22 protein-coding genes are annotated in these 21,283 nt (G+C 65.6%); 19 read left to right on the plus strand and 3 right to left on the minus strand.

The window, feature by feature from the left end; all coding sequences use genetic code 11:
- The first annotated feature begins 34 nt into the window (after positions 1-34).
- From N2602_RS06325 to N2602_RS06335, 3 genes are all read left to right on the plus strand, one after another.
- Positions 35-955: a metallophosphoesterase gene (locus tag N2602_RS06325; protein ID WP_260382085.1), complete on the plus strand. Its 921-nt coding sequence runs from the start codon at positions 35-37 to the stop codon at positions 953-955.
- 68 nt (positions 956-1,023) lie between these two features.
- Positions 1,024-1,473, plus strand: a complete 450-nt coding sequence (gene ybgC / locus N2602_RS06330; RefSeq protein ID WP_260382086.1) for a tol-pal system-associated acyl-CoA thioesterase — start codon at positions 1,024-1,026, stop codon at positions 1,471-1,473.
- Between the two features lie 79 nt (positions 1,474-1,552).
- Positions 1,553-2,020, plus strand: coding sequence for a nuclear transport factor 2 family protein (locus tag N2602_RS06335; protein WP_260382087.1), 468 nt, complete (start codon positions 1,553-1,555; stop codon positions 2,018-2,020).
- Positions 2,021-2,215: 195 nt separating this feature from the next.
- Here the strand turns inward: N2602_RS06335 and N2602_RS06340 are convergent, their stop codons facing one another.
- Positions 2,216-2,929 (minus strand): type 1 glutamine amidotransferase, encoded by a 714-nt coding sequence (locus N2602_RS06340; protein WP_260382088.1) that lies wholly within the window; start codon positions 2,927-2,929, stop codon positions 2,216-2,218.
- Between the two features lie 27 nt (positions 2,930-2,956).
- Positions 2,957-3,883 (minus strand): LysR family transcriptional regulator, encoded by a 927-nt coding sequence (locus N2602_RS06345; RefSeq protein ID WP_260382089.1) that lies wholly within the window; start codon positions 3,881-3,883, stop codon positions 2,957-2,959.
- 151 nt (positions 3,884-4,034) lie between these two features.
- On the opposite strand from N2602_RS06345, the gene N2602_RS06350 reads away from it, so the two are divergent.
- The 8 genes from N2602_RS06350 to N2602_RS06385 are packed head-to-tail and all read left to right on the plus strand — an operon-like array spanning position 4,035 to position 12,140.
- The gene (locus N2602_RS06350; RefSeq protein WP_260382090.1) at positions 4,035-4,991 is read left to right on the plus strand and encodes an N-carbamoyl-D-amino-acid hydrolase; all 957 of its coding nucleotides are present in this window, start codon (positions 4,035-4,037) and stop codon (positions 4,989-4,991) included.
- Positions 4,992-5,041: 50 nt separating this feature from the next.
- On the plus strand, positions 5,042-5,869 hold the full coding sequence (locus N2602_RS06355) for an ABC transporter substrate-binding protein (protein WP_260382091.1): 828 nt from the start codon (positions 5,042-5,044) through the stop codon (positions 5,867-5,869).
- Complete coding sequence (locus N2602_RS06360; RefSeq protein ID WP_260382092.1) at positions 5,866-6,723, plus strand: amino acid ABC transporter permease; 858 nt, start codon at positions 5,866-5,868, stop codon at positions 6,721-6,723. The genes N2602_RS06355 and N2602_RS06360 overlap by 4 nt, the downstream gene beginning before the upstream one ends.
- Positions 6,720-7,484, plus strand: coding sequence for an amino acid ABC transporter ATP-binding protein (locus tag N2602_RS06365; RefSeq protein WP_212254225.1), 765 nt, complete (start codon positions 6,720-6,722; stop codon positions 7,482-7,484). The genes N2602_RS06360 and N2602_RS06365 overlap by 4 nt, the downstream gene beginning before the upstream one ends.
- Before the next feature lie 16 nt (positions 7,485-7,500).
- Positions 7,501-8,316 carry an ABC transporter substrate-binding protein gene (locus N2602_RS06370; RefSeq protein WP_260382093.1) on the plus strand — a complete coding sequence of 272 codons (816 nt, stop codon included), beginning with the start codon at positions 7,501-7,503 and terminating at the stop codon, positions 8,314-8,316.
- On the plus strand, positions 8,303-9,187 hold the full coding sequence (locus tag N2602_RS06375) for a polysaccharide deacetylase (protein WP_260382094.1): 885 nt from the start codon (positions 8,303-8,305) through the stop codon (positions 9,185-9,187). The genes N2602_RS06370 and N2602_RS06375 overlap by 14 nt, the downstream gene beginning before the upstream one ends.
- The gene (locus N2602_RS06380) at positions 9,187-10,770 is read left to right on the plus strand and encodes an ABC transporter substrate-binding protein (RefSeq protein WP_260382095.1); all 1,584 of its coding nucleotides are present in this window, start codon (positions 9,187-9,189) and stop codon (positions 10,768-10,770) included. Before N2602_RS06375 ends, N2602_RS06380 begins: the two co-directional genes overlap by 1 nt.
- Positions 10,767-12,140 (plus strand): amidohydrolase family protein, encoded by a 1,374-nt coding sequence (locus N2602_RS06385; RefSeq protein WP_260382096.1) that lies wholly within the window; start codon positions 10,767-10,769, stop codon positions 12,138-12,140. Before N2602_RS06380 ends, N2602_RS06385 begins: the two co-directional genes overlap by 4 nt.
- Before the next feature lie 187 nt (positions 12,141-12,327).
- On the opposite strand, the gene N2602_RS06390 is transcribed toward N2602_RS06385, so the two are convergent.
- On the minus strand, positions 12,328-13,227 hold the full coding sequence (locus tag N2602_RS06390) for a LysR substrate-binding domain-containing protein (protein ID WP_128264216.1): 900 nt from the start codon (positions 13,225-13,227) through the stop codon (positions 12,328-12,330).
- Positions 13,228-13,502: 275 nt separating this feature from the next.
- Here N2602_RS06390 and N2602_RS06395 point away from each other — a divergent pair, with 275 nt between their 5' ends.
- Genes N2602_RS06395 through N2602_RS06430 form a run of 8 tightly spaced genes read left to right on the plus strand, consistent with a single transcriptional unit; the run spans position 13,503 to position 21,276 of the window.
- Positions 13,503-14,537 (plus strand): ABC transporter substrate-binding protein, encoded by a 1,035-nt coding sequence (locus tag N2602_RS06395; protein ID WP_172784818.1) that lies wholly within the window; start codon positions 13,503-13,505, stop codon positions 14,535-14,537.
- Positions 14,538-14,560: 23 nt separating this feature from the next.
- The gene (locus N2602_RS06400; RefSeq protein ID WP_260382097.1) at positions 14,561-15,601 is read left to right on the plus strand and encodes an ABC transporter ATP-binding protein; all 1,041 of its coding nucleotides are present in this window, start codon (positions 14,561-14,563) and stop codon (positions 15,599-15,601) included.
- Positions 15,598-16,473 (plus strand): ABC transporter permease, encoded by an 876-nt coding sequence (locus N2602_RS06405; RefSeq protein WP_260382098.1) that lies wholly within the window; start codon positions 15,598-15,600, stop codon positions 16,471-16,473. Before N2602_RS06400 ends, N2602_RS06405 begins: the two co-directional genes overlap by 4 nt.
- The gene (locus N2602_RS06410) at positions 16,470-17,276 is read left to right on the plus strand and encodes an ABC transporter permease (RefSeq protein WP_172784815.1); all 807 of its coding nucleotides are present in this window, start codon (positions 16,470-16,472) and stop codon (positions 17,274-17,276) included. The genes N2602_RS06405 and N2602_RS06410 overlap by 4 nt, the downstream gene beginning before the upstream one ends.
- An 8-nt stretch (positions 17,277-17,284) precedes the next feature.
- Positions 17,285-18,421 carry an FAD-binding oxidoreductase gene (locus N2602_RS06415; RefSeq protein ID WP_260382099.1) on the plus strand — a complete coding sequence of 379 codons (1,137 nt, stop codon included), beginning with the start codon at positions 17,285-17,287 and terminating at the stop codon, positions 18,419-18,421.
- Positions 18,422-18,446: 25 nt separating this feature from the next.
- Complete coding sequence (locus tag N2602_RS06420) at positions 18,447-18,743, plus strand: (2Fe-2S)-binding protein (protein ID WP_172784813.1); 297 nt, start codon at positions 18,447-18,449, stop codon at positions 18,741-18,743.
- Complete coding sequence (locus tag N2602_RS06425; RefSeq protein WP_260382100.1) at positions 18,740-20,158, plus strand: NAD(P)/FAD-dependent oxidoreductase; 1,419 nt, start codon at positions 18,740-18,742, stop codon at positions 20,156-20,158. The genes N2602_RS06420 and N2602_RS06425 overlap by 4 nt, the downstream gene beginning before the upstream one ends.
- Complete coding sequence (locus tag N2602_RS06430; protein WP_260382101.1) at positions 20,155-21,276, plus strand: FAD-binding oxidoreductase; 1,122 nt, start codon at positions 20,155-20,157, stop codon at positions 21,274-21,276. The genes N2602_RS06425 and N2602_RS06430 overlap by 4 nt, the downstream gene beginning before the upstream one ends.
- The last annotated feature ends 7 nt before the right edge of the window (positions 21,277-21,283 follow it).

The following is a 21,283-nucleotide window of genomic DNA, read 5'->3' on the forward strand; positions in this document are numbered from 1 at the left end:
TATCATCAAGACGTCGCATCATCATCGGGCTTCCATGATCACGCGCCGTCATCTCATTCGTTCCATCGGCGGCCTGTCCGCCCTCGGCGTCTCGACTGCAGCCTATGGCGTCGGCGTCGAGCCGGTGCTGCGGCTGCGCGTCACGCGCTATCATCCCACGCCGCGGCAGTGGCCGGCGGATTTTCCGCTGAAGATTGCGGCCATCGCCGACATCCATGCCTGCGATCCCTGGATGTCGCTGGAGCGTATCGAGGGCATCGTCGACCGGACCAATGCGCTCAACGCCGATCTCATCGTGCTGCTCGGCGACTATGTCGCCGGCCTTCACCACGTCACGCGCTTCATTCCGTCGCACGAATGGGCGAGGGTGCTGGCGCGCCTGAAGGCGCCTCTCGGCGTCCATGCCGTCATGGGCAATCACGACTATTGGGACGACAGGACCGTGCAGCAGGCAGGGCACGGGCCGACCATCGCGCATCGTGCGCTGGAGGCGGCCGGCATCCCCGTCTACGAGAACGACGTCGTGCGCCTTGTCAAGAACGGCCGTCCGTTCTGGCTCGCGGGGCTCGGCGACCAGCTCGCCTTCCTGCCGGCGCGGCGCTTCCGGAGCATGGCGCATTTCGGCGCCGACGATCTCAACGCCACGCTGACGAAAATCACCGACGATGCGCCCGTCATCCTGCTCGCGCATGAGCCCAACATCGCGCCGCTCGTGCCCGCGCGCGTCGCGCTGCAACTGTCCGGCCATACCCATGGCGGCCAGGTTCGCCTGCTCGGCTGGTCGCCGGCGGTTTCGCCCAAGAACGGCCTGCGGCTCGCCTATGGCCACTTCCGCCTGAAATGCGATCTCATCGTCTCCGGCGGCCTCGGTTGCAGCATCATGCCGCTCCGCGTCGGCGTGCCGCCCGAGATCGTCGAGGTGACGCTGGGGCGGGCAGGGCTGGTTGTGTCCTAACACGCTTGCGCGTCCAGCTGTTTTTGCGCAAAACGAGCCGGTTACCGACAAGCGAAGAGGCTCGCGACGTGACAGCTCATCTCGACGGCGAGATCCGCGACGGCCGCCACCACATGCAGGTCCGCGTCTACTACGAAGACACGGATTTTTCCGGCATCGTCTATCACGCCAATTACCTGCGCTACATGGAGCGCGGACGCACCAATCATCTCAGGCTGATGGGCGCCGAGCAGCAGGCGCTGTTCGAGCAGACCGAGACGGAAGGCACGGGCTTTGCCTTCGTGGTGCGCTCGATGCATCTGGACTTCTTGAAGCCCGCGCGAATGGACGACGTGCTCGATGTCGTGACCTGGCCGGTTGCTGTGAAGGGGGCGTCCATCATGCTGGCGCAGGAGGTGCGACGCGGCGACGATGTGCTGGTGAAAGCCGAGGTCCGCGTTGCCTTCGTCAGCGGCGGCCGCGCCCAGCCGATTCCGAAGTCGATCCGCCAGCTGATGAAGGCCGATCTGGTTTCGTGATCGCTCGATCGGCGATGGCCTATCGACTCTGCCGATTGCGACGATACATTCGCGGTCCCGATCAACCGATGAGGCCATCATGTCGCGCCCGCCGCTTCCACCCTTCACCCGCGAGACCGCCGCGCAAAAGGCCCGCATGGCCGAGGACGCCTGGAATTCCCGCGATCCGGTGCGGGTCTCGCTCGCCTATACCGAGGACAGCCGCTGGCATAACCGCTCCGAAGTGTTTCAGGGCCGCGAGGCCATCGTCGCCTTCCTCACCCGCAAATGGGAGAAGGAGCAGGACTACCGCCTGATCAAGGACCTCTGGGCCTTCGACGAGAACCGCATCGCGGTGCGCTTCCAGTACGAATGGCACGATGCAAGCGGGCAGTGGTACCGCTCCTACGGCAACGAGCAGTGGGAGTTCGACGAGCACGGCCTGATGAAGCGCCGCGAGGCGTCGATCAACGACATCGCGATTGCAGAGAAAGACCGCCGCTTTCACTGGGCGGCGCCGGGCCCGCGGCCGGCCGATGTGCCGGGGTTGGGAACGGATCCGTTCTAAATTCTCACCAGCGGAGCTGCTTCACCCTCTCCCCTTGCGGGAGAGGGTGGCTCGCCGCGTAGCGGCGAGACGGGTGAGGGGTATCTCTCTGCTCGTGAACATCTTGTTGGTGGAGGGAGACCCCTCATCCGGCGCTTCGCGCCACCTTCTCCCGCAAGGGGAGAAGGGAAGAGTCGCCGTGGTGATTGTTGCGAACTAAGGCGCCGCGCGCCTTGCCAGAAACCGCGTAATCGCTCCGCCGAGCCTCGCGCTGTCCATCGGCTGCGCCAGCGACGCCCGCGCCGTGGCAACGACTTCCTCCGGCGCCTTGCCGTCGCGCAGGTCGCAGCACACTTGCGCAAACCCCACGTCGAATTCCGGGTGCGGCTGCACGGTCAGCGTTGCGCCGTTGGCATAGAGCAGGCCGGCATGCGGGGTGAAGTCGGACGAGAGGATCGTCAGCGCGTCGTTCGGCGGCTCGATCACCTGATCCTGATGCGAGGCGGCGATCGCGACCGCTTCGCCGTCGACCACTCCGTTCTCCGGCAGCACCTGATAGACGTGCCGGCCGATGCCCCAGCCCTTCTCCGACTTGCGCACGGTGCCGCCGAGCGCCTGCGCGATCAGCTGGTGGCCGAAGCAGACACCGACCATCGGAGTCTTGTTGGCGTAGGCCGTCCGCACGAAATCTTCCAGCAGCGCGATCCAGTCGAGCCCGTCATAGACGCCGACAGCCGCGCCGGTGATCAGGACGGCCTCGAGGTTGCCCGGATCGGGAAGCGCATGGCCGTTGGGGATGCTGACGACCTCGACTGTCGCGGCCGGATCTTCGGCGCGGATCATGCGCGCGAACATGTCCGGAAATGAACCGTGGCGCTCGCGGTATTTTTGCGGGACCTCTCCGGTCTCGATGATGGTGATGCGTGCCATGGGCCTCCAGGCAAAAGGTTGCGAAGCTCAGCCGCTTTCTGCCCCATGTTGCTGGTGCGGCGCTGTGCGCTCGAGCAGAGCGCTCTCCTTGCGGATCTCGTTGAGAAAGGCCTTGGCCAGACGCGACAGCGGCTCGGCTTCCGACCATAGCATGTAGGCGACCGCCTGCGTCGTCGGCGTGAACGGACGGACGACGAGGCCGCTGCCGCCGTTCTGCCGCGGCGAGAAGGGATCGACCACCGCGGCGCCGACGCCGGCGGCGGCGAGCACGCAGGCCGTGTTGCAATAGCGCACCTCGACCGTCGGCCGGAACGGCGCGCCGCCCCGGGCAAAGCTGTCGCGCACGGCTTCGCCGAGCCGCGTGCCGCGTTCGAGCCCGATGAAGGGCACGCCGGAGAGATCAGCGGCCGTGATCACCGGTCGTTCCGCGAGGGGATGCTGCGGCGGCAGCACGCAGACCATCTCGCCGGTGTGCACCACCTCATGCGCGATGCCGGGATGGTGCGTCAGTCCGAGCGCGAAGCCGAGCTCGGCGACACGGCTCAGCACGCCCTCGATGATGCCCTCATAGCGCCGCACGTCGAAGAACACCCGCGTCTCCGGTCGGCGGCGCAGGAAGCCGGACAGCGCGGACGGAATGATGCTGTAGGCGAGCGGCGGCGTCGCCACGATGGCGAGATGACCGGAGCGGTTCTCGCGCAGATCGCGCACGCGGTTCTCGAGCTTGGCGTGCAGCGCAAAGATCGCCTCGCTCTCCTTGTAGAGCGCCATCGCTTCGGCGGTTGGAAACAGCCGGTTGTTGACGCGCTCGAACAGCGCAAAGCCGGCCTGCGTCTCCATCGTCTTCAGCGCATTGCTGACCGCGGGCTGCGACAGCGCAAGCTCGTCCGCCGCCGCCACCGTGGTGCGGTGCCGGATGACGGCGCGCAGGATCTCGAGCTGACGCAGGTTCATATCACTACCGATTATAGTCTGAGCCAAAACATCATAGCAAAGCGAATTGATTTTGCAGCAGCGCTTCCCCGTAATGGCAGCAGATTTGCACGTCGCATCAAAGGGTTCGCTCGCCCATTGAGGCGGCACTGCGCACAGATTGGAGGCAATCTTGGTTCGTGTCCTTCGCGCCGCCGCCGCTCAGATGGGGCCGACGCAAAAAGCAGACAGCCGCGAGCATACGTTGTCGCGGATGCTCGACATGCTGGAGGAGGCGGCCGGTCGGGGTGCGAGCCTTGTGGTGTTTCCGGAACTCGCCTTCACCACCTTCTTCCCGCGCTGGCTGCTCGAGGGCGAGGCGCTCGACCGGTATTTCGAGCGCGGCATGCCGAACTCCGCTGTGGCAAAGCTGTTCGACCGCGCCCGTGCGCTGCGCGTCGGCTTCTATGTCGGCTACGCCGAGCTGACGCCGGAGGGCCGGCGCTACAATTGCTCCATCCTGGTCGATCGCGACGGCGAGGTTCTCGGCCGCTATCGCAAGGTGCACCTGCCGGGCTCGGTCGAGCCACGTCCGGGCGCGCGCTACCAGCAACTCGAGAAGCGCTACTTCGACTATGGCGACCTCGGCTTTCCCGCCTTCCGCGCCGGCTCGTCCTGGGCCCACGCCATCATGGGCATGATGATCTGCAACGACCGCCGCTGGCCGGAATCCTGGCGCGTGCTCGGTCTGCAAGGCGTCGAGCTCGTCTGCATCGGCTACAATTCGGCGGCCTACGATCCCAACGGCGGCACGACCGAAGACGGCGCCTTGCGCACCTTCCACTCGACGCTGGTGACGCAGGCCAACGCCTACATGAACGCGACCTGGGCGATCTCGGTGGCGAAGGCGGGCGAGGAGGACGGCTCCGGGCTGATCGGCGGCTCCTGCATCGTCGATCCCAATGGCCGCATCGTGGCGCAGGCGCAGACGCTGGCCGACGAGGTGATCGTCGCCGACATCGATCTCGACCTCTGCCGCCAGGGCAAGGACAAGATGTTCAACTTCGCCGCCCACCGGCGGCCCGAGCAATACAGGGTGATCACCGAGCGTGCCGGCGTCATCGAGCCGGCCGTTCTCGATGCCGACTGACAAGTGGCACGGCGCTGGCAAAGGAAGCTGACATGGGCAAAGGAGCTGACATGACACGCCTCTCATTATCTTTCGCTGTTGCTGCGCTGGCTGCGGTAACCTCCGCGCGAGCCGCCGAGCTGCCGGCGGAGATCAAGCAGGCGGGCGCGCTCAAGCTCACCGTCAACTCCACTTACGCGCCGATGGAACATCGCGATCCCGCGACCAACGAGCTGGTCGGGCTCGACATCGATCTCGCCAATGAGCTCGCCAAGCGGCTCGGCGGCCTCAAGATCGTCTGGAGCGAGACGCCGTTCGCCGAGCTGATCCCCTCGCTCCAGACCAAGCGAGCCGACTTCATCATCAGTGGCATCCAGGATCGCAGTTCGCGGCGTGAGACGGCGGATTTCGTCGACTACCTGACCACTGGTCCGCAATTCTTCGTGCTGACCGAGAATGCGGCGAAGGTCGCCACCGATCTTTGCGGCAAGAAGGTCGGCACCACCCGCAGCACCGCATTTCCGATCGAGATCGAGAAATGGAGCAAGCAGAAGTGCGAGGCGGTTGGCAAGCCTGCCATTCAGTATGTGCCCGGCGAGAATTCGATCGACGTGCGTAATCAGCTCAAGCAGGGCCGCATCGATGCCGCGGTTCAGGGCAGTGAAACCTTGCCCTACGCGCAAACGCAGGAAGCCGGCAAGTACCGCGTCATTGGTGAGCAATTGTCCACGGGCTATCAAGGCATCATGTTCCGCAAGGACGATGCGGCCTTGCGCGAGGTCGTGACGGAGAAGCTCGCGGCCATGATCGCCGACGGCTCGTACAAGGCCATTCTCGACAAATGGGGCTTAGGGGCCAATGCGGTCGCCCAGCCCATGCTGAACGCGGCGCCGCAATGAAGCCGACGCCAGCACTCGCGCAAGGCTTTCCCGATCTGTCGGGCATGCGGATCGCGCGCGAGCCGCACTGGTTTCGCTGGATCAGCGCGGCCCTGATCGTCCTCGTGCTGGCGGCGATCGCGCGCGCCTTTGCGAACGGCCAGATCGAATGGTCCTATGTCAGCCGCTTCCTGACCGCAAAGGTCATCCTCGAAGGCATCGTCAACACCATGGTGATGGCGGTGCTGGCGATGATGCTCGGCATCTTTCTTGGCATCGTCGTCGCGATCATGCGGCTGTCGCCCAATCCGGTGCTGAAGTCGGTCGCCGCCGGCTACACCTGGCTGTTCCGCGGCACGCCGCTGATCCTGCAGCTGCTGCTGTGGTTCAACCTCGCGCTGGTGTTTCCGACCATCGGCATTCCCGGCCTGTGGTCCGCGCGCGCCGTCGACGTCATGACGCCGTTCCTTGCCGCGCTGCTTGGGCTCGGCATCAACCAGGGCGCCTACACCTCCGAAGTCATGCGCGCCGGCATGCTGTCGGTCGATATCGGACAGTATGAGGCGGCGCAGGCGATCGGCATGGGACGGCTGCGCGCGCTGCGGCGGATCGTGCTGCCGCAGGCGATGCGCGTGGTGATCCCGCCGCTCGGTAACGAGTTCATCAGCATGGTGAAGGCGACCTCGCTCGCCAGCGTGATCCAGTATCCGGAGCTGCTGCACAATGCCGAGAACATCTACTACGCCAATTCGCGCGTGATCGAGCTCCTGATCGTCGCCGGGCTCTGGTATCTGCTCGTGGTCTCGATCCTGACGCCGCTGCAGATGCTGCTCGAACGCCGCTTTGCACGCGGCACATTGCGGCTGGCGCGATGACAAAACCCCTCGTCGCCATCCGCTCCGTCAGCAAAAACTTTGGAGAGTTTCAGGCTCTCAACAACGTCTCGCTCGACGTCTGGCCCGGCGAGGTGATGTGCCTGATCGGCGCCTCCGGCTCCGGCAAGACCACGCTGCTCCGCTGCATCAACCAGCTTACCACCATCGATGCCGGCGGCATCTGGCTCGACGGCGAGCTTCTGGGCGTGCGCGAGCACGGCGGACGGCTCCATCGCCTCAGCGAGCGCGAGATCGGACGGCAGCGGCTGAAGACTGGCATGGTGTTCCAGCGTTTCAACCTGTTTCCGCACAAGACCGCGCTGGAGAACATCACCGAAGGCCCCACCCAGGTTCAGGGGCGCAAGCTGGACGAGGTGCGCGCCGAGGCGACCGAGCTGCTTCGTCGCGTCGGGCTGGCGGCGAAGGCGGATTCCTATCCGGCGCAGCTCTCCGGCGGCCAGCAGCAGCGCGTCGCGATCGCGCGGGCGCTCGCCATGAAGCCGATGTTGATGCTGTTCGACGAGCCGACCAGCGCGCTCGATCCCGAGCTCGTTGGCGAGGTGCTCGCTGTCATGAAGGAATTGGCGAAGAGCGGCATGACCATGATGGTGGTGACGCACGAGCTCGGCTTCGCCCGCGAGGTGGCCGACCGCGTCGTCTACATGGACCATGGCGCGATCGTCGAGCAGGGCCGCGCCTCCGACGTGTTGGGCGCGCCGCGCGAGGAGCGCACCAAGGCATTTCTTTCGGCAGTGATCTGACATTGGGGGTATGGCGATGAAGAGATTTTTGCTTGCGGCGGCGTTCCTGGGCGCCATGAGCGCGTCGGCGATGGCGGCCGAATTGCCGCCTGACATCGCAAAGCGCGGCAGCCTCAAAGTGGCGATCGTGCCGAACTATCCGCCAATGGAGTTCCGCGATCCCGCCACCAACGCGCTCTCCGGTTTCGACGTCGATCTTGGCGAGGCGATCGGCCGCAAGCTCGGCCTCAAGATCGAATGGACAGAGACCAGCTTTGCCGAATTCATGCCGTCGATTTCGACGGGGCGGGTGGATGCCATCCTGTCTGGTTTCACCGACTATGCGAGCCGGCATGAGGTCGCCTCTTTTGTGGACTATTTGCGCAGCGGCCCGCAGTTCTTCGTGCAGGCGTCACGCAAGGCGGAATTCAAGGATGCGACGTCGCTGTGCGGCAAGAAGGTCGGCTCCAGCCGCCGCACCATGTTCCCGGCGCAGATCGCGGCGTGGAGCGAGAAGAACTGCGGCAGCAATCCGATCCAGGTCATCGGCACCGACGGCTCGGCCGACGCGCGCACCCAGCTGCGGCAAGGCCGCATCGATGCCGCGGCCCAGGGCAACGAGACGCTGCCCTACATCATGGACCTAGAGCCCAACACCTATGCGACCGTGGGCGAGCCCATCGCGCAGCAATTCACCGGCATTGCTCTGCCGGTGAAGGAGAAGGCATTGCAGCAGGCAATGCTGGAGGCGGTCGACGCGCTGATCGCGGACGGCACCTACAAGACGCTGCTGGCGAAGTGGAAATTGAGCGACAACGCAATCGAGAAGGCGACCATCAATGCTGGACAGTAAGGCACTCCAGAGCATTCCGCTCGTTCCGGCCAACACCGCGGATCCCGCGCCCGAATATCCCTGGCCGAAGCCGTACAATTCCGCGATGTTCCTGTCCTTCGACGTGGACGCGGAGAGCGCCTGGACCAGCAAGGATGCGGTGCATGCGCAGCGGCTCATCACCATGAGCTATGGCGGCTACGAGGCGCGCGTTGGCACGCCGAAGCTCTTGGAGCTGCTCGACCAGCTCGATCTCAAGGCGACGTTCTTCGTCACGGGGTGGTCGGTCGACGCGCATCCGGCGATGGCGGAATCGATCCTGAAGGCCGGCCACGAGATCGGCCATCACGGCTATCACCATCTGTTGCCGGATCCCGGCGATCCCTGGATCGAGGAGGAGCTGGAGCGCGGCTTCGAGGCGCTGAAGCGCCGGCTCGGCGTCAAGCCGACCGGCTATCGCGCGCCCTATGGCGAGTTCACGGAGGAGCTGCGCGTCGCGCTGGTGCGCCACGGCATCGTCTATACGTCTTCGTTCCGCGACGACGTCAGGCCCTATCGCCATCGCCTCGCCGACGGCAAGCCCGGCACGATCGAGCTGCCGGTGACCGCGAGCTATGACGACTGGATGCACGGCCTCTCCGCGCGCTTCAGCCCGCGCTCGATCTTCCCCAAGGAGCACGTGCTCTCGATGTGGAAGGACGAGCTGGACGAGGTCCGCGACTGGGGCGCGATGGTGACGACCGTGCTGCATCCGCAATGCAGCGGCCGTCCGATGCGGCTGCGTCTGCTGCGCGAGTTCCTCACTTACGCAAAATCGTGCCCGGATGTCTGGATCACCACCGGCGAGAAGATCGCGGAGAACTTCCTGCGCCACGAGGCCGGTCGCCGCTAATGTCCATTTCCCGCCGTTCGCTCCTGAAGGCTGGCGCGGCGCTGCCGGCGCTGTCGCTGCCCGGCATCGTCCGCGCTGAATCGCGGTCCACGCTGCGCTTCATCCCGGTCATCGACCTCGCTTTCGTCGACCCCATCTATTCGACCGCGCAGGTGTCGCGAAACCACGGCTTCATGGTCTACGACACGCTCTACGGCATGAGCTCCTCGCTCCAGGTTTCGCCGCAGATGCTGTCGGGCCAAGCCATCTCTGGCGACCAGCTGCAGTGGGACCTCACGCTTCGTGATGGTCTGTTCTGGCATGATGGCGAGCGCGTGCTGGCACGCGATTGCGTCGCCAGCATTCGCCGCTGGGCCGCGCGTGACGGCTTTGGCGGCGAGCTGATGGAGGCGACCGCCGAGCTCTCGGCCGTCGACGACCGCACCATCCGCTTCCGTCTGAAGCGTCCGTTCCCGCTGCTGCCGCAGGCGCTCGGCAAGGCCGCGATCAATGCCTGCTTCATGATGCCGGAGCGGCTGGCGAGCCAGGATCCGTTCAAGCCGCTGACCGAGGTGATCGGCAGCGGCCCGTTCCGCTATGTCGCCGACGAGCGCGTGCAGGGCGCGCGCAACGCCTATGCCAAGTTCGAGCGCTACCAGCCGCGCACCGACGGCAAGCCGGATTGGACCGCCGGGCCGAAGATCGTGCACTACGACCGCGTGGTCTGGACAACCACGCCTGATGCCGGCACCGGCGTCGCCGCGCTCCAGACCGGCGAGCAGGATTGGCAGGAAACCACGCCGCACGATCTGCTCCCGGTGATCAAGGCGGCCGGCGATATCGAGACGCGAATCCTCGATCCCAGAGGCTACGCCTGCATGCTGCGCCTCAATCACCTGCAGCCGCCGTTCGACAATCCCGCCATCCGCCGCGCGCTGTTGGGGGCGATCGACCAGTCCGCGTTCATGACGGCCGTCGCCGGCACCGATCCGGCGTTCCAGGTCTCGCCGATCGGCTATTTCGCACCCGGCACGCCGATGGCAAACGACGTCGGCCTCGACGTGTTCCGCGGCCCGCGCAACTACGACAAGGTCAAGGCTGACCTCAAGGCCGCCGGCTATAACGGCGAGAAGATCGTGCTGCTCGTGCCCACCAACTCGCTGGCGCAAAAGCCGCTCGGCGAGATCGCGGTGGGCTCGTTGCGCAAGGCCGGCATGAACGTCGAATATGCCGGCCTCGATTTCGCCGTGGTACTGCAGCGCCAGCTGAAGAAGGATCCGCTTCCGCAGGGCGGCTGGAGCGCCGCGGTCGGCAACTGGCAGGGCATCGACTGGCTCAACCCGGCCGGCAACACCAACATCCGCGGCGAAGGCAAGGTCGCCGGCTGGTATGCGAGCACGAAGATGGGCACGTTGCGCAGCCAATGGCTGGCGGCCTCCGAGCTCGCCGAGCAACAGCGCATCTGCCGCGAGATCCAGGCGGTGGCGTTCGAGGAAATCCCTTATATTCCGATCGGCCTGTACAAGCAGCCGACTGCCTATCGCAAGGCGATCACCGGCATTCTCGACGGCACCGCCGTGTTCTGGAACGTGCGCCCCGCATGAGCACAACAGCGATCTTCGGCAGCTACGTGCTGTCACGGAAAGACGGCGTGCAGGACGTGCTGCGCGACCACTGGGTTCTGGTCGAAGGCAAGAAGATCGCGGCAGTCACGCGCGACAGACCGAGCGCGGATCAGGTCTATGACCGCCCGGGCCGCTTCGTGCTGCCCGGTCTGCTCAACCTGCACAATCACTGCTTTTCGGAAGCAGTGGCGCGCAGTCACACCGAGGACGGCAACGGCCGCAAGAACAACCAGAGCATCGTCTACACGGTGCTGCTGCCGCTGACCAAGCGCGGCGCCGACATCCTGTCGGCGGAGGAACGGCTCGCGGTGGCGCGGCTCGGCATCCTCCAGCTGCTCAAGGGCGGCGCCACCACCGTGATGGAGCCGTTCCGCAACTCGATCCCCGAAATGTTCGACGCGGCGGAGGAGATGGGCATCCGCTTCTACGGCGCGCCCTATCTGTTCTCGACCTCCGATGCCAAGGCTGGCCCGGACGGCGTGGTGCAATATTCCGGCGATGACGGCGCCGCGGACATGGCGACATGGGATGCGCTCTATCAGCGCTGGAACAATCGCGGCGACGGCCGCATCAGCCTTGCCATGAGCCCGCATGCCACCGACACCTGCGGCCCCGATCTCCTGAAGGCTTGCGCCACGCGGGCGCGCGAGCTCGGCGTTCCCATCACCACGCACATGGCGCAGAGCCGCGCCGAGGTCGAGACCATCGGCAAGCGCTATGGCGGCCGCACCCCGGCAGAATATCTGGATTGGCTCGGCCTGCTCGCGCCCGATCTGATGGCGGCGCATTGCATGTTCTCGAGCGACGACGATCTCAAGCTCATGGCTGCGCGCGGCATGACCGTCTTGAACTGCCCGCGCGTATTCGCGCGTGCCGGCATCACCGCGGCGTTCAGCCGCTTCGCCGAGCACGGCGTGCGCACCGTGGTCGGCACCGACGGCTACAACATGGACCTGCTCGGCGAGCTCAATGCGGCCTCGCTGATCTCCAAGATCACTTCGGCGCGCCCAGATGTCGCGAACTCGCCCGAGCTGATCGAGGCGAACACGACGGTCGCCGCCGATGTCATCAAGCGCCCGGATCTCGGCCGTATCGAGCCGGGCGCGACCGCCGATCTCACCGTCGTCGATCTCACCCATCCGCATCTGCAGCCGCTGTTCGATCCGCGCCGCGCGCTGATCGCGCTCGCCAACCGTGCCAATATCGATCAGGTCGTGGTCGATGGCCGCGTGCTGGTCGATGAGGGACGCTATCTCGGTACGGATGAAGCCGCGATCATTGCGGCCGGCACCGCCGCCATCGGCAAAATCTGGGATTTGCCGGAGGCGCAGGCGGCGTTCAACGGCTGAGCGCTGCTGACGCCACGACGACGGTGCGCTCCCTCTCCCGCTTGCGGGAGAGGGCGGGGGAGAGGGCTCTCTCCTCATAGGACACTCTCAGTGTGGAGAGAGCCCTCTCCCGGCGCTACGCGCCGACCTCTCCCGCAAGCGGGAGAGGCTGCAGCGAGCCTGTAGCTGCACTGTTCAAATCCAAGCCCTAATCCTCAAACTCCACCAGCGCCTTGCGCATGGTCTCGACCAGATCCAGCGCGACCGGCGAGGGACTGCGCTGCGCCGGAAAGACCGCGGAGAATTCGAAATCGATGCGCGGCAGGAAGCGGCGAACGACGACGCCGCGCGTTGCGAATTCCTGCGCCGTGAAGGGATCGCAGATCGCGACGCCAAGCCCTGACGACACCATGCCGCACATGATTTCCGACAGCGTGGTCTCAACGCGCAGCACGCGGCGAACATCATGGCGATGGAAGACCTGGTCGACGAGATGACGGCTCGACGATCCCGCGGACAGCGAGATGAAGGTCTCGCCCTCGAAATCGCGCGGCTCCAGGACTTCCTTCTCCGCGAGGCGATGGCCGGTCGGGAGCACTGCAACGCGCGCTGGCGCTGGCAGCCGCTGGCTCGGCAGGCCGGAATGCGCGATCGGCACCTCGGCAAAGCCGACGTCACATTGATTGTTCAGCACCCAGTCGACCACGATCGGCGAGATGACACCGAAGAAGGCCAGGTTGAGGTTGGGCCGCTCCTTCAGAAAGTGACCGGTGAGCCGCGGCAGATAGCCGTTCGACAGCGCCGGCAGTGCTGCGATGCGTAGCGAGCCGGTGCGGCGGCCGCGGATTTCTTCTGCTGCCGCAGTGATGCGCTCCAGGCCGACGAAGGAGCGCTCGACCTCGGTATAGAGCGCCATCGCCGCCGCGGTCGGCACCAGGCCGGTGCCGCGCCGTTCGAACAGCTCCATTTTCAGCAGGGCCTGGAGGTCGCGCAGCAACCGGCTGACGGCCGGCTGCGTCACCTTCATCAGCGCCGCGGCCTCGGTCACGCTGCCCGTCAGCATTGTCGCGCGGAAGGCCTCCACCTGCCGCGAATTGATCCGCGCCATTCCCGATTCCAATCATAACATTTTGGCATGCAGAGGGTGCCATTATTCATTGGACGATGGAAGTATAGGTTGCGATCTTTTTCATCAGGACTGGAGACAGCCCGCTTTTTCGGCAGATTGGAGGGGTTCAAACCTCCAGATCGCGCCAAAAACCCGCCGAACAGGGGCCGGAGCCCTGATCGGAGAGGGTTTGCGCGGAAGGGAATGCGGAAGGTGCTTCAGCCAGCGAGACTCGTCGGCACGTCACCTCATTCCGGTATTGGAGATCGGTCCACATGAAGACTTTTCGCCTTCTGACCGCGGTCAGCATCGCAGCGCTCATTGCCTCCCCATCAGTCGCCTGGGCCCAGCAGAAAACGCTCTATGTCGCCGGCTATGGCGGCTCGTTCGAGAAGACCATCCGCGACGAGGTGATCCCGGCCTTCGAGAAGGAGAACGGCGTCAAGGTCGAATACGTCGCCGGCAACTCCACCGACACGCTGGCCAAACTCCAGGCGCAGAAGGGCAACCAGCAGATCGACGTCGCCATCGTCGATGACGGCCCGATGTACCAGGCAATCCAGCTCGGCTTCTGCGGCAAGCTCGACGGCCTGCCCGCCGATCTCTACGACACCGCGCGCTTCAAGGACGATCGCGCGGTCGCGATCGGCATCGTCGCCACCGGCCTGATGTACAACACCAAGGTGTTCAAGGAGAAGGGCTGGGCGCCGCCGACCTCGTGGAACGACCTGAAGGACACGAAATACGCAAAACAGCTCGTGATCCCGCCGATCAACAACACCTACGGTCTCGAAGCGCTGGTGATGCTGTCGAAGATGAATGGCGGCGGCGAGACCAACGTCGATTCCGGCTTCAAGATCTTCAAGGAGCAGATCAACCCGAACGTGCTGGCCTATGAGCCGTCGCCGGGCAAGATGACCGAGCTGTTCCAGTCCGGCCAGGCCGTGATCGCGGTGTGGGGCACGGGCCGCGTGCAGAGCTTTGCCAATACCGGCTTTCCCGTCGACTTCGTCTACCCCAAGGAAGGCGCGGCGACGCTGCTGACCACGGCGTGTCCGATCAACAAGCCCAATGCTTCGCCGCTGGCGGCGAGCTTCGTCAAGATGCTGCTCGATCCAAAGATCCAGCTCGTGATGCTGAAGGATTACGGCTACGGCCCGGTGCTGAAATCGCTGGTGATCCCCCCGGAGCTCGGCAAGATGGCGCCGATCGGCGAGCGCGCGGCGAAGCTCTACAATCCGGACTGGACCGTGATCAACGAGAAGCGCGAGGAGTGGACCAAGCGCTGGAATCGCGAGGTCGAACGCTGATCGGTCGCCGCGGAGACAGCGCCATGGCCTATCTCGAGCTCGATCGGGTCGCCAAGCAGTTCGGCACGCAGACTGTGGTCGACGACTTCAGCCTGTCGGTGGGGAAGGGGGAGTTCATCTCCTTCCTCGGCCCGTCCGGCTGCGGCAAGACGACGACCTTGCAGATGATCGCGGGCTTCCTCGATCCCACGCGCGGCGCGATCCGCCTCGAGGGCAAGGACCTGACCGCGATCCATCCGGCCAAGCGCGGCCTCGGCATCGTGTTCCAGAGCTACGCGCTGTTTCCGCACATGACCGCGGCGGAGAACGTAGCCTTTGGCCTGGAGATGCGTGGCGTGCCGCGCACCGAACGGGCCGAGCGCGTGCGCGCCGCGCTCGCGATGGTGGGGCTCGCCGGATACGAGGACCGCCATCCGCGCCGCATGTCCGGGGGCCAGCAGCAGCGCGTGGCGCTGGCGCGTGCGCTGGTGATCAAGCCGAGCGTGCTGCTGCTCGACGAGCCGCTGTCGAACCTCGACGCCAAGCTGCGCGAGGAGATGCAGATCGAGCTGCGCCAGATCCAGCGCACCGTCGGCACCACCACGATCCTGGTCACCCACGACCAGAACGAGGCGATGTCGCTGTCCGACCGCATCGTGGTGATGAGCCAGGGCAAGATCGAGCAGATCGGCACGCCGCAAGAGACTTACGAGAAGCCGGCCTCCGCCTTCGTCTCGCAATTCCTCGGCAAGACCAACGATTTTGCCGGAACCATCGACCGGACCGTCTCGCCGACGCAACTGGTGGCGGGCTCCTGGCGCGCACCGGCGCCGGCCGCGCTCGGCGGTCCCGTCACCGTCAGCGTTCGCCCGGAAAGAATCGGCTTTGGCGATACAGGGCTCAGCGCAAAAATCATCACGCGCATCTTCCAGGGCAATCACTGGCTATTCCAGTGCGACAGCGAATGCGGCCCGGCGATCGTGATCCGCCAGAATGACGGCACGGCGCAGCCAGGCGAAGGCGATGCCGTCCGCCTCACCTGGCGGGCCGAGGACATGAGCGTGCGCGCGAGGGCCGGCACATGAGCATGGCCGCCGAGGAGCGCAGCCTACGCGCGCCGTGGGCGCTGACCGCGCCCGCCTTGATGCTGTTCGTCGGCGTGCTGCTGATTCCGCTGGCGATGACGGTGATGCTGTCGTTCCACGATTGGGGCCAGTACAAGGGCATCGAGCCGGTCTTCATCCTGAAGAACTGGCACGAGATGGCGACCGATCCCTATTACGCCGAGATGTTCTGGCGGACGTTCCGCATCGCGATCCTGACCACGCTGCTCACCGCGCTGCTCGGCGCGCCCGAAGCCTACATCCTCAACCGCATGAGCGGCCGCTGGAAGAGCTTCTTCCTGCTGGTCATTCTCGGGCCGCTGTTGATCTCCGTGGTGGCGCGCACGCTCGGCTGGGCACTGCTGTTCGGCGGCAACAACGGTCTCGTCAACAAGCTCCTGATGTCGCTCGGCGCGATCCGTTCGCCTATTCCGTTCATGTTCACCGAAACCGGCATGGTGGTCGCGCTCGCGCATGTGATGATGCCGTTCATGGTGCTCTCGGTGTGGGCGGCGCTGCAGCGGCTCGACCCGCAGATCGAGAATGCCGCGATGTCGCTCGGCGCGGGCCCCGCGACCATCATCCGCCGCATCATCATGCCGCAGATCATGCCGGGCGTGCTGTCGGGCGCCATCATCGTGTTCTCGCTCTCGGCCAGCGCTTTCGCCACACCGGCGATCATCGGTGGCCGCCGGCTCAAGGTCGCCGCGACGCTCGCCTATGACGAGTTCCTCAACACCCTGAACTGGCCGCTGGGAGCTGCGGTCGCAACGCTGCTGCTGGTCGCGCTGGTGCTGATCGTGGTCGGCAGCAATGCGCTGATCGAGCGCCGCTATGCCGAGGTGTTCCGATGAGGCAGAACGGTCCGCTCGCGCTGATCTTCCATACCATCTTCGTCATCGTCATGGTGGCGCCGATCCTGGTGGTCTGCCTCGTCGCCTTCACCCCCGAAGGGTTTCTGTCGCTGCCGACCAACGGGTTTTCGCTGCGCTGGTTCAGGACGATCCTGAACTATCCCGAATTCATTCACGCGTTCTGGGTCAGCCTCGGCCTCGGCGCGCTGTCCTCGCTCGTGGCGCTCCTGTTCGCGGTACCGGCGGCGCTGGCGATCGCGCGCTATCGCTTTCGCGGCCGTGATGCGCTGGCGGCGTTGTTCCTGTCGCCGCTGATGATCCCGCATGTCGTGCTCGGCATCGCCTTCCTGCGCTTCTTCACCTCGGCGGGCCTCGGCGGCAGCTTTGCAGCGCTGATCATCGCCCATGTCATCATCGTGTTTCCGTTCGCGCTGCGGCTGACCTTGGCGGCTGCGACCGGCATGGATCGCTCGGTCGAAATGGCTGCCGTCTCGCTCGGTGCGGGCGGCTGGACGCTGTTCCGTCGCGTGACGCTGCCGCTGATCCTGCCTGGCGTCATCAGCGGCTGGGCGCTCGCCTTTATCCAGTCCTTCGACGATCTCACCATGACCGTCTTCCTCGCCGCGCCGGGCACCGAAACATTGCCGGTGCGGATGTTCCTTTACATCCAGGACAACATTGATCCGCTGGTGACGTCTGTCTCGGCCTGCGTGATCGCGATCACCATGACCGCCCTCATTCTGCTCGACCGCTTCTACGGGCTCGACCGTGTGCTCGCCGGCAAGGGCGATACGGGACGATAGGAGAACCTATGCGAACGGATTACGACGTCGCCGTCGTCGGCGGCGGACTGCTCGGCTCCGCCATTGCCTGGGGGCTCGGCCGGCTCGGCAAGAAGGTCGCCGTGCTCGACGAAGGCGACATCACCAAGCGCGCCTCGCGCGCGAACTTCGCGCTGGTGTGGGTGCAGAGCAAGGGGCTCGGCATGCCCGCCTATACGGTGTGGACCGTGCAGGCCTCGCAGGCATGGGGACGGCTTGCCTCCGAGTTGAAGCAGCAGACTGGCCTCGACGTTGCCCTTCAGCAGAATGGCGGTTTTCACCTCACCCTCGGTGAGGACGAATTCGGCCAGCGCACCGAGCTCGTCAAGCGCATGCACAACCAGGCCGGCGCGGCCGACTACAAGATGGAAATGCTGCGGCCGTCCGAGCTGAAGAAGGCGCTGCCGCTGATCGGGCCCGAGGTCTCCGGCGGCAGTTATTGTCCGCTCGACGGCCATGTCAATTCGCTGCGCACGTTCCGCGCCTTCCACACCGGCTTCGTTGCGTTCGGCATCGATTATTTTCCGGAGCGTTCGGTCTCGGCGATAAGCAAGAGCGGCGGCGAATTTCGCCTGACGACGCCGCAGGGCGAGCTGCGTGCCGCCAAGATCGTGCTCGCCGCCGGCAATGCCAACCAGACGCTGGCGCCGATGGTCGGCCTCTTTGCTCCGATGGGCCCGACCCGTGGCCAGGTCGTCGTGACCGAGCGCACCATGCCGTTCCTGCCGCATCCGCTGACCACGATCCGTCAGACCGACGAGGGCACGGTGATGATCGGCGACAGCAAGGAGGACGAGCTCGACGATCGCACGCTGAAGCCGTCGATCAGCGGCGTCATGGCCGATCGTGCGCAGCGCATGTTCCCGCATCTGGCGAGGCTCAACGTGGTCAGGAGCTGGTCGGGCATTCGCGTCATGCCGCAGGACGGCTTTCCGATCTACGACCAGTCGGAGACGCATCCCGGCGCCTTCGTCGCCTGTTGCCATTCCGGTGTGACGCTGGCTTCCAACCATGCCTTCGAGATTGCGCGCATGGTGGCGCAGGGCGCGCTCGAGCCGGAGCTGGTTGGTGCGTTCTCCGCCAGCCGCTTTGGTGGCGCAGGTGCTGCCAACAGCAGCGGCTACTAGAGATCACAGGAGCCAAGGGCATCCCATGTTTAGACGATCCGAACAGGACAAGCGCCCACAGGTGCAGATCTTCGTCGACGGCGTCGCCGTCGCGGCGCGCCAGGGCGACACCGTCTCGGCCGCGCTGCTGGCCTCCGGCGTTGACGCACGGCGTTCCACCGCAGTCAGCGGCGCACCGCGTCTGCCCTACTGCATGATGGGCGTCTGTTTCGACTGCCTCGTCACCATCGACGGCGTCGGCAATCGGCAAGGCTGTCTCGTGCCCGTCGCCGAGGGCATGCAGATCGAGATTCAGAAGGGCAAGCGGGAGATCGGAAGATGAGTGTGGCTCCCAAGCGCAATGACTACGACGTGGTGGTGATCGGCGCCGGCCCTGCCGGCCTCGCCGCTGCGGCCACATCTGCCGAGGCCGGCCTGTCGACGCTGCTGCTCGATGAGAACATCGGCCCTGGCGGTCAGGTGTTTCGGGCGATCGCCTCGACACCTGTGACGGACCGCAACCAGCTCGGCCCGGACTATTGGGTCGGGGCCGATCTCGTGCAGTCGCTGCGCGCGAGCAATGCCGAGGTGATCCAGCGTGCCACGGTCTGGAGTCTCGACCGCAATCTCGACATCGCCGTCTCGATCGGCGGCGCCTCCGCCTTCGTGAAGGCCAAGCGCGTGATCCTTTCGACCGGCGCGCTTGAGCGGCCGTTCCCGATTCCCGGCTGGACGCTGCCGGGCGTGATGACCGCAGGCGCGGCCCAGACCATGCTGAAGTCGTCAGCCCTGGTGCCCGACGGACGCACGGTGATCGCAGGGCAGGGGCCGCTGCTCTGGCTGCTCGCCGCGCAGATTTTGCGGCTCGGCGGCCGCATCGATCGCATCCTCGACACCACCGAGCGCGGCAATTATTTCGCGGCGCTGCGGCACGCCTTTGCATTCCTGACGTCGCCCTATTTCGCCAAGGGCCTCTCGATGATGCGCGAGGTGAAGGCGAAGGTGCAGGTCGTCTCGGGCGTCACCGAGCTCGCCGCGGCTGGCGACGGCCAGCTCGCGAGCGTCAGCTATGTCGCCGGCGGCAAGCGCGAGACCATTCCGGCCGATCTGTTGCTGCTGCATCAGGGCGTCGTGCCCAACGTCAATCTGGCGATGTCGGCCGGCATCGAGCATCGCTGGGATGATTTACAGCTGTGCTGGTCGCCGGTGCTCGATGCAAGCGGCAATTCGTCGGTCGCGGGCATCGCGATCGCGGGCGATGGCGCGGGAATCGGCGGCGCGAATGCCGCTGTGGTGCGCGGTCGCATTGCCGCGGGCGCCGCGGTGGAAGCACTTGCGCCCGCTTCTGCCGCAAAACTCCCCGCAATGGCGACACTTCGTTCCGACCTCGCCAAGGCCGAGCGCGGCCGACTGTTCCTCGACACGCTGTTCCGCCCGGCGCCGCAGTTCCGCATTCCCGCGGGCGATACCATCGTCTGCCGCTGCGAGGAGGTGACCGCCAAGGACGTTCTGGATTCCGTCGCAATCGGTGCGACCGGGCCGAACCAGCTCAAGGCCTATCGCCGCACCGGCATGGGCCCGTGCCAGGGCCGGCTCTGCGGCCTCACCGTCACCGAGCTGATGGCGCAGGCGCGGGGCAAGAATCCGCAGGAGATCGGCTACTACCGGCTGCGCGCGCCGGTGAAGCCGATCACGCTGGCCGAGCTCGCCGCTGTTCCCAAGAGCGAGGCCGACGTCAAGGCGGTGGTGCGCGGATGACACGAAACGTGGATGCGATCGTCATTGGCGGCGGCATCCACGGGTGCTCGACCACGCTGCATTTGTGTCTCGCCGGCCTGAAGCCGCTGCTGATCGAAAAGGACTATGCCGGCCGTCACGCCTCGGGCGTCAACGCCGGTGGCGTTCGCCAACTCGCCCGGCACATTCCAGAAATCCCACTCTCGATCCGCTCGATGGGCATCTGGGAGAAGATTTCGGACCTCCTCGACGACGATTGCAGCTTCGAGAGCTACGGTCAGGTGCTGGTCGCCGAAAACGAGGACGAGCTCGCGGTCTGCCGTGCGCGTGTCACCGAGCTCAATGCGCTGGGCTTTACCCACGAAGAACTGATCGACGCGGCGGAATTGCGCCGGCTCGTGCCGGCGGTGGCCGAGACCTGTCCCGGTGGCGTGGTCTCCCGCCGCGACGGAGCAGCCAATCCGGCGCAGACGACGACGGCATTCCGGCGCAAGGCGGAGCAGTTAGGTGCGACCGTGCGCGAAGGCGTGGCCGCAGGCAACATCCGCTACAGCGACGGCCTCTGGCATGTCGATGCGGGTTCGGAGAGTTTTGCCGCGCCGGTGCTGGTCAACGCCGCCGGCGCCTGGGCCGGCAAGATCGCGGCTGATCTCGGCGAGCCGGTGCCGGTCGAGACCGTGGCGCCGATGCTGATGATCACCTCGCGCGTGCCACACTTCATCGATCCCGTCGTGATCCTGCGCGGGCGAAAGCTCTCCTTCAAGCAGTTCAAGAACGGCACCGTGCTGATCGGCGGCGGCCATCTGGCAACGCCCTATCAGGACCGCAACGAGACAGTGCTGGACTGGAAGAGCCTTGCGACCAGCGCGCAGACTGTGTTCGAGCTGTTCCCGGTGATGCGCAGCGCCACCATCGTCCGCGCCTGGGCCGGCATCGAAGCCAAGATGAAGGACGACATTCCCGTGTTCGGGCCGAGCTCCCGTCACAAGGGCCTCTATCACCAGTTCGGCTTCTCGCTGCACGGTTTCCAGCTCGGCCCCGGCGCCGGCGCCGTGATGGCGGAGCTGATCGTCAACGGCGGTACCCAGACCCGCGTCAGCGATCTCGGCATCGACCGCTTCCACCCTTCCACGCTCTAAAGAAGAG

Origin of the sequence: Bradyrhizobium sp. NC92, from assembly GCF_025200865.1 — a bacterium.
GTDB lineage: Bacteria > Pseudomonadota > Alphaproteobacteria > Rhizobiales > Xanthobacteraceae > Bradyrhizobium.

Excerpts from the sequence above, each read along its gene's own strand:
- N2602_RS06325 (WP_260382085.1), top strand. The coding sequence starts at position 35 with ATGATCACGCGCCGTCATCTCATTCGTTCCATCGGCGGCCTGTCCGCC.
- N2602_RS06335 (WP_260382087.1), top strand. The coding sequence starts at position 1,553 with ATGTCGCGCCCGCCGCTTCCACCCTTCACCCGCGAGACCGCCGCGCAA.
- N2602_RS06340 (WP_260382088.1), bottom strand. The coding sequence starts at position 2,929 with ATGGCACGCATCACCATCATCGAGACCGGAGAGGTCCCGCAAAAATAC.
- N2602_RS06345 (WP_260382089.1), bottom strand. The coding sequence starts at position 3,883 with ATGAACCTGCGTCAGCTCGAGATCCTGCGCGCCGTCATCCGGCACCGC.
- N2602_RS06355 (WP_260382091.1), top strand. The coding sequence starts at position 5,042 with ATGACACGCCTCTCATTATCTTTCGCTGTTGCTGCGCTGGCTGCGGTA.
- N2602_RS06360 (WP_260382092.1), top strand. The coding sequence starts at position 5,866 with ATGAAGCCGACGCCAGCACTCGCGCAAGGCTTTCCCGATCTGTCGGGC.
- N2602_RS06365 (WP_212254225.1), top strand. The coding sequence starts at position 6,720 with ATGACAAAACCCCTCGTCGCCATCCGCTCCGTCAGCAAAAACTTTGGA.
- N2602_RS06370 (WP_260382093.1), top strand. The coding sequence starts at position 7,501 with ATGAAGAGATTTTTGCTTGCGGCGGCGTTCCTGGGCGCCATGAGCGCG.
- N2602_RS06375 (WP_260382094.1), top strand. The coding sequence starts at position 8,303 with ATGCTGGACAGTAAGGCACTCCAGAGCATTCCGCTCGTTCCGGCCAAC.
- N2602_RS06380 (WP_260382095.1), top strand. The coding sequence starts at position 9,187 with ATGTCCATTTCCCGCCGTTCGCTCCTGAAGGCTGGCGCGGCGCTGCCG.
- N2602_RS06385 (WP_260382096.1), top strand. The coding sequence starts at position 10,767 with ATGAGCACAACAGCGATCTTCGGCAGCTACGTGCTGTCACGGAAAGAC.
- N2602_RS06390 (WP_128264216.1), bottom strand. The coding sequence starts at position 13,227 with ATGGCGCGGATCAATTCGCGGCAGGTGGAGGCCTTCCGCGCGACAATG.
- N2602_RS06395 (WP_172784818.1), top strand. The coding sequence starts at position 13,503 with ATGAAGACTTTTCGCCTTCTGACCGCGGTCAGCATCGCAGCGCTCATT.
- N2602_RS06400 (WP_260382097.1), top strand. The coding sequence starts at position 14,561 with ATGGCCTATCTCGAGCTCGATCGGGTCGCCAAGCAGTTCGGCACGCAG.
- N2602_RS06405 (WP_260382098.1), top strand. The coding sequence starts at position 15,598 with ATGAGCATGGCCGCCGAGGAGCGCAGCCTACGCGCGCCGTGGGCGCTG.
- N2602_RS06410 (WP_172784815.1), top strand. The coding sequence starts at position 16,470 with ATGAGGCAGAACGGTCCGCTCGCGCTGATCTTCCATACCATCTTCGTC.
- N2602_RS06415 (WP_260382099.1), top strand. The coding sequence starts at position 17,285 with ATGCGAACGGATTACGACGTCGCCGTCGTCGGCGGCGGACTGCTCGGC.
- N2602_RS06420 (WP_172784813.1), top strand. The coding sequence starts at position 18,447 with ATGTTTAGACGATCCGAACAGGACAAGCGCCCACAGGTGCAGATCTTC.
- N2602_RS06425 (WP_260382100.1), top strand. The coding sequence starts at position 18,740 with ATGAGTGTGGCTCCCAAGCGCAATGACTACGACGTGGTGGTGATCGGC.
- N2602_RS06430 (WP_260382101.1), top strand. The coding sequence starts at position 20,155 with ATGACACGAAACGTGGATGCGATCGTCATTGGCGGCGGCATCCACGGG.